This window comes from Nevskia sp., assembly GCF_023266035.1.
GTDB lineage: Bacteria > Pseudomonadota > Gammaproteobacteria > Nevskiales > Nevskiaceae > Nevskia.
The window spans coordinates 1-5844 of the sequence record NZ_JAHFRY010000196.1 but is presented as its reverse complement, the minus strand read 5'-3'; the positions used below and the strand labels follow the sequence as shown (position 1 = coordinate 5844).

Here is a 5844-nt window from a genome sequence, read left to right as displayed (position 1 = left end):
CCGTCGCACCGAGCTGCGTGCGACTGAGGCCGAGCGTCGCAGATCGGGACAGCGGGGCCAGCACGAGCACTTCGAAACTGACTTCCCGGCGTTGCTCGAGTCCGCGAGGGCGTCATGAAACCCGTGCGCTCGCCGCAGCAAGCGCCGGCTCGTCTCTGCGTGATGCGGGTGCAGGTCGAGCCGGCGCGCGTGTGGTTCCACTGCCCGTGCTGCGAGGCCGCGCTTGAAGGGTTTTACTGCGATCCCCGCGGCCAGATGGACGTCGTCTGCGACGACTGTGGCGAATGCTTCGATATTCCCTTGAGTGCCGGGCTGCAGCTTGTCTAGCGCAGCACTACACCCTGACCGCCTGAGGCGGCCCTTAGCAACAAAGGAGACTTCCATGAGCCTGTGGCTCGACTTCGTCGGTTGTGAGATTCGTTACGTTGAGACGCCCAGCTTCGGGCGCATTCGTGTTGCAGAGGCGGGACCCAAGGACGCGCCCGCGATCCTCTTCCAGCACGGAATCGGGGGCCATCTCGAGGCCTACTCCAAGAACCTCGTGCCGCTGTCGGACGAATTTCGCTGCATCGCCTTCGACTACGTCGGTCATGCGATGTCCGCCCGCAAGCCCATGGAATACACCCCGCCCGTCCTGGCCGAGCAGGTCCACGAACTCATGAACGCGCTGGGGCTGGAACGCGCCCATCTTTCTGGAGAATCGCTCGGCGGCTGGGTCTCGGGCTTCTTCGCAGTGCTCTATCCGGAGCGGACTGGCCGCGTGATGCTCAATACCGGTGCCGGCATTCCCATCGTCAGTGAAAAAGGGCGCGCCGACTTGCTCGACCTGATGGAGCGATCCAAGAAGGCGGCGGGCATGGCGCCCACATTCGACATCGTGAAGCACCGCATCGAGTGGCTGATCCACCCGAAGAATCATCATCTGGTCACCGACGAACTGGTGAACCTGCGCCTGCACTACTACCTGATGGCCGAAGGCCGCGACGTGACGCCGCAGGTCAACCGCATGCTGCCCCGCCATGACGAGTTCCTGCTGCCGCTCGAACAAATTCGCCAGGAAACGCTGCTGCTGTGGACACGAGACAACCCCATCCACGACCTCGAGTGCGCGCAAGCGGCCGTGAAGCGCTTTCCGAATGGACGCTTGTATGTGATGGAGGCCGACGGCGCGCACTGGCCGCAGTACGAGGCGCCCGAGGAGTTCAACCGCGTCGCCCGCGCCTTCTTCGGCGGCCGCCCCTTCTGATCGGGATCCCTGGACCATGGATGCACTCCACTCGTCCCCAGCCCCAACCCACGCGCAAGCAGCCTATTCCCGGTTCACACCTCGATAAGCAAAAGTGCCAGATAAAGTTGCGGAGCGCGATGTCCCCGGCCGACGATGAACCTATCGCTTGTAAGGCCTTCGCGCTTAATGATCAGAGCTGAGATCTGGCTTCGACAATTGCCAGGTCGGGGTAAGCGTATCGCTGGCCAGTGCAGTGGGGAGTTCCGCTTGTTTTTTGAGTTGCCTCTACGGCAGTGAACTTCGGTCAGGCGCAGTCCTTGTAGCCGTACATTTCCGAGTTGATATCGTCCAGATAGATGAGCTCGGCCCGGCACTCCTGCTCCGCTGGATATCGCTGTCGACCCAGAAATTCTGGCGCTTGAGGTCCAAAGCACTACCCGTGGCCAGAACGGCGTTGAACGCAGCATCGACGGCGGCGCGCTCTTTCAGCAGTGGATGCTAACGCGCCGGCGCCAAGGCATACAGCAGGACGATGGAGATGACGCAAGCTATCACCCAAGAGGCGAAGAAGATGCGCAAGGCGGTCGGGCCCTGCTTGACCTCCATGAATGTTCCAAGAATCAGATGGGCCTTGATTCCGGCGACGAGCAGGATGGCCCCGACTGCGACGACGGGCTGCCTGAAGAGTTCGGTCGAACTCAGGCCGCAGAGCGTAGCTGCGACGAGAACAGCCCAAGTGATGTGCAAGCGTCGAGGGGCGACTCCTGCAGGCATCATTTCACTCGCCCCAGAAGATAGAGCAACGGAAAAAGAAACACCCAGAGCAGATCGATCAGGTGCCAGAAAATGCCGCCCGAGACGGCCCAGCCCATCAGTTCCGGATCCACAGCCTGGCTTTTCCTGGCACGAGCCAGGAGCACGAGCAGGACGATCATGCCCGCCAAGTAATGAACGAAATGGATCCCTGTGAGGCAGAAGTAGTATCCGAAGAAATCGTTCGTCTGAGGGGTGATCCCACCGGCCAGCTTCGTTATGTACTCGATCAGCTTGAGCACCGCGAATGCTGATCCGACCAAGATGCCACCCAGCAAACCCGCGCGCAGCCGGCGTAGATCGCCGCGCCGTCCTGCAGCCACCGCAAGCGCGACGAGCCAACTGCTGGTGATCAGGATCAGCGTATTGGTGAGCCCTAGGCGCACATCGAGCAAACGCGACGAAGCATCGAAGAGAGCAGGCTGTGCAAGACGCTCCGCCATGAAGACGGCGAAGAACACGGCAAAGCTGGCGGAGTCGAGGACGATGAAGGTCCAGATGGCCGGAGGGTCGGCTGAGGTGTCGCCCTCGCCTTTCAGCTCATCGACTGCCGCCGGGTTTCCTCGTGTCGATGACATCGCTCAGGAAGCCGGGTGTGAGGCCGCGTGCTCCGCTTCTAGTCGCGTGATCGCCCTGAGCACGAAGACGCTCGTGAGCAGCATGAACAAGAAGAACAGGTTGAATTCGACCCAGAAGTTCACGGCACCGCTTCGCGAGAAAGCACCGGCTTTGAAGAAGGGCATCAAGGCGAACAATGCGAACGAGCCCGCCAGATAGAGAGCCATCCATCCCAACCATTTCGGAAACACTGGCATGCGACGACGATCGCCCAGCACGCATACGCCGAAGGCTGCGAACTGCACCATTGTGACAGGCACCGTCATGTCGAACAGCATCCAGCCCAGGTCATATAGTAACTGCAGCGTTTCCGGCGCCGTCGACTCTGCACGGAACGTCGCCGTCAACCAGATGCCGGGCGGGATCATGAAGAACAGCGTGGTGAGCCCCGCGCCCCACATCTGGAGAGTCGAGAGCACGTTGTTGTGGCGCTCGATCGACTCCATGACCTTGCTGATAGCCAACCCCCAGACCATGTAGAGCACGCCTCCCATGATCATCCCCACCATGCCCACGCGGATTAGGTGCGCCTTAGCCCGAAAAGCCTCGGCAAACGCATTGACCTCCATCGCTGCCGAATATGGTGGGATGTTCTGACCCAGAGCGGCCCAGAAGACCACAGCGATGACCAGGACCAAGGGTCCCGCCCAAGCGCAGACCCGGACGTACTGGTAGGGGTTGGAAGACGAAAGCGTAGCCAAGTTCATGGTCAGGTCAGGTCAGGTCAGGAGTACGACGTGAGCCGCGTCCACGGGGAGCACGGCGCCATTGATGTAGGAAGAAGCCCCGCTGGCGAGGAGCAGCAGCGCGCCATCGAGTTCCTCCACCTTGCCCGCGCGCTTGGGCGGCAGGCCTGCTTGAATAGCCTTTCCCGCGTTCGTTGCGAACACATCGGCCGACATCTCGGTGTGGAAATAGCCTGGCGCAATCGCGTTGCAGCGAATTCCATGATCAAGCAGGTCGGCTGCGGTCTGCTTGGTTAGGTGATTGAGGGCCGCCTTGACGCAGCCGTAAGGCGTGAGTCCCCGCATCACCCCCATCCCGGTGATGGAACTGATGTTGACGATGACGCCCGGCGTCTTCGCTTCGATGAGCCGCCGGCTGAACGCTTGCGTCATCCGCAGGGTGCCCGTCATGTTGACGTTGATCAGGTTTTGCCAGCTTTCTTCGTCGATCGTCGGAATGGTCTCGAAGCTGAGCTGGCCGGCGTTATTGATCAGTACGTCGATCAGACCAAAAGCTTTCGTTGCCGCCTCGAACCCTTCGATCACGCTTCGGCGATCGGCGATGTCGATCTGCACAGCCGCCGCTTGTCCGCCGTCTCGCCGGATTTCTGCGGCCAACTTTTCGATCCGCTCGGTGCGACGCGACACGCAGATCACCTTGGCACCGGCTTTCGCCAGAGTGCGTGCGAAACGATCGCCCATGCCAGACGCGGCCCCCGTGACGAGCGCCACGCGCCCTTTCATCGAAAACAGTTCGTCAATGTCGCTCATCGATATATCTCCTCTAATCGTTCTATTCGATGCCGCGACGGGTGACGGAATCGGCGCGGGCGCGCAGCGCTGCCTGCCGCTGTTCTGCGCTCACCGTCGGCGTCGACGCAGGCAGGTGTTGTCGAAGCTCGGACACCTTGATCCGCTTGATGGCCGGGATCGGCGTGGTTGGCGCGCGGAAGTAGCGGATGGCGATCAGGCCGCGCTCATGGCCGCCCGCGTCCAGCCAGTTCGGGACGCCGGGATCTTGATGCGACAACACCGCGCGGAAGACCCCATCGTTGTCGATGTGCGCCTGATGCCCGTTCAACGATGTCTGACGCAGATGCCAGTCCCGCGCCTCCCAGAAGTGGCTGCTGAGCTGGATGCTCCAGTACGGCGCCTCCGGCAGCTTCACCTCGAGAACCAGAGCTTCGTCCGGCGCGCAGCGATACGTGCCCTTGCCGTACTTCAGATCCTTCCAGCCAAACGCGATCGAGTCGAAAACGAGCGCGTTCTCCGTCGCCTGGTGATAGGAGCGCGCTACTTGCGCGCAGAGGTCAGGAACGTAGCGCAGCCAGTCGACGAAGAGCTGGCTGCGCTCTGCTATCTCCGCGGTCGTCAGGTGAGGCGGCGGATAGTGGGCACCTTCGCAGCGGATCTTCAAACGGGCCGATTCTTCCGTATTCCAGTCGTAGTAATACTGGCGGAATACGATGTCGGCGGGCCCTTCCGGCAGCCGGATCCAGTTGCCCGGCTGCTCTTCGCGGCTCAGCACGATCTCGATTTGGTTGTTGGCGTTGACCTCGAAATCCCAGCGGCGGTCGAACAGCTCCCACTGCGCCAGGCGTGCGATGCGTCCCCTGCGCACTTCGATATCGAAGATGTGTGCCGACCCTTTGTCGCCCGTAATCCGGTACACGTGATCGCCGTGTACTGCCGCCCATTGGTAGTTGCAATCGGTGGCCGGCAGCCCCCAATGGATACGGGTGGACAGAAAGTGAAAGAACTTCGGGTGTTGCGGCGATGCCATATCGAGAGTCATCGGCATGGCGCCCGCAAGGAGGCGTGTCAGATATCGCACTCCTTCGGCGCGTGTGAGATCGTCTTGAATCAGCGGGTCGTCCCAGACCACGCGCTCCAGCGCCCCGATGGCGCGGGTCATTTCGCGCCAGATCTGCGAGTTGCCGAAGCCAAGGCCGGAAAGGGAAATCACAGATGGGTCGATCGTGATTGAGGTGCTCATCACAGGTATTCGGAGAAGGTCTTGCAGTATTCGGAGAACCGATCGTCAATCGCAGCCAGACTCAGGCCATGGCTTTCGGCGTTGTAGTCGTAACTCCCGAAATGATGCTCGGGGCGGCTTCTTTCGTGCTCGCGGAATGCGGCAATCGCTTCCGGCGTCAGGGGCCGTCCCGCCTTGGCGTAGATCCGTTCGACGACTCCGACGACATCCTTTCTGATTTCGTCGAAGCGCAGATCCAGGACGGCATCTTTAGGATGCTGTCGGCGTATCTCCAGATAACGATCCAGTTGATCCGCCCAGTAGCGCAACATGTCATGGCCGACCTCGACCGGATCGACGTGATCGCTGCCGATCCTTCGCCCCGCGCTGATCAGGGCGGCGAACGACGGAATTACTTGCCGCGGGTCTCGGTGGCAATGGACGATCGTGGCGTCCGGAAACGTCTCCATCATCGTCGGCATGTC

The 5844-nt window shown here is 61.3% G+C and carries 8 protein-coding genes; 2 read left to right on the top strand and 6 right to left on the bottom strand.

Translation table 11 applies throughout. From position 1 onward, the window contains the following. Window positions 1-114: 114 nt before the first annotated feature. Window positions 115-327, top strand: coding sequence for a hypothetical protein (locus tag Q0D45_RS20475; RefSeq protein ID WP_293397467.1), 213 nt, complete (start codon window positions 115-117; stop codon window positions 325-327). Window positions 328-382: 55 nt separating this feature from the next. Further along, a complete protein-coding gene (locus Q0D45_RS20470) occupies window positions 383-1246 on the top strand; it encodes an alpha/beta hydrolase (protein WP_293397465.1) in 864 nt (287 codons plus the stop codon). A 480-nt stretch (window positions 1247-1726) separates the two neighbouring features. Here Q0D45_RS20470 and Q0D45_RS20465 read toward each other — a convergent pair whose 3' ends face one another. The 6 genes from Q0D45_RS20465 to Q0D45_RS20440 form a co-directional block, all read right to left on the bottom strand. After that, the gene (locus tag Q0D45_RS20465) at window positions 1727-2002 is read right to left on the bottom strand and encodes a cytochrome C oxidase subunit IV family protein (RefSeq protein WP_293397463.1); all 276 of its coding nucleotides are present in this window, start codon (window positions 2000-2002) and stop codon (window positions 1727-1729) included. Further along, window positions 2002-2619 (bottom strand): cytochrome c oxidase subunit 3, encoded by a 618-nt coding sequence (locus Q0D45_RS20460; RefSeq protein ID WP_293397461.1) that lies wholly within the window; start codon window positions 2617-2619, stop codon window positions 2002-2004. The genes Q0D45_RS20465 and Q0D45_RS20460 overlap by 1 nt, the downstream gene beginning before the upstream one ends. A 3-nt stretch (window positions 2620-2622) precedes the next feature. Further along, entirely contained in the window at window positions 2623-3366 is a 744-nt protein-coding gene (locus Q0D45_RS20455) for a hypothetical protein (protein ID WP_293397459.1), read from the bottom strand. A gap of 12 nt (window positions 3367-3378) precedes the next feature. After that, window positions 3379-4155 carry an SDR family oxidoreductase gene (locus Q0D45_RS20450; RefSeq protein WP_293397457.1) on the bottom strand — a complete coding sequence of 259 codons (777 nt, stop codon included), beginning with the start codon at window positions 4153-4155 and terminating at the stop codon, window positions 3379-3381. 22 nt (window positions 4156-4177) lie between these two features. Beyond that, window positions 4178-5380: a DUF1214 domain-containing protein gene (locus tag Q0D45_RS20445; RefSeq protein WP_293397455.1), complete on the bottom strand. Its 1203-nt coding sequence runs from the start codon at window positions 5378-5380 to the stop codon at window positions 4178-4180. After that, window positions 5380-5844: sulfotransferase (locus Q0D45_RS20440; protein ID WP_293397453.1), on the bottom strand; the 465-nt coding region annotated here is incomplete at its 5' end. The genes Q0D45_RS20445 and Q0D45_RS20440, both read right to left, overlap by 1 nt.

Bases quoted from the DNA above. Each gene is read 5' to 3' on its own strand.
- Q0D45_RS20460 (WP_293397461.1), bottom strand. From the start codon at position 2,619: ATGTCATCGACACGAGGAAACCCGGCGGCAGTCGATGAGCTGAAAGGC.
- Q0D45_RS20450 (WP_293397457.1), bottom strand. From the start codon at position 4,155: ATGAGCGACATTGACGAACTGTTTTCGATGAAAGGGCGCGTGGCGCTC.
- Q0D45_RS20470 (WP_293397465.1), top strand. From the start codon at position 383: ATGAGCCTGTGGCTCGACTTCGTCGGTTGTGAGATTCGTTACGTTGAG.
- Q0D45_RS20445 (WP_293397455.1), bottom strand. From the start codon at position 5,380: ATGAGCACCTCAATCACGATCGACCCATCTGTGATTTCCCTTTCCGGC.
- Q0D45_RS20455 (WP_293397459.1), bottom strand. From the start codon at position 3,366: ATGAACTTGGCTACGCTTTCGTCTTCCAACCCCTACCAGTACGTCCGG.
- Q0D45_RS20475 (WP_293397467.1), top strand. From the start codon at position 115: ATGAAACCCGTGCGCTCGCCGCAGCAAGCGCCGGCTCGTCTCTGCGTG.
- Q0D45_RS20465 (WP_293397463.1), bottom strand. From the start codon at position 2,002: ATGCCTGCAGGAGTCGCCCCTCGACGCTTGCACATCACTTGGGCTGTT.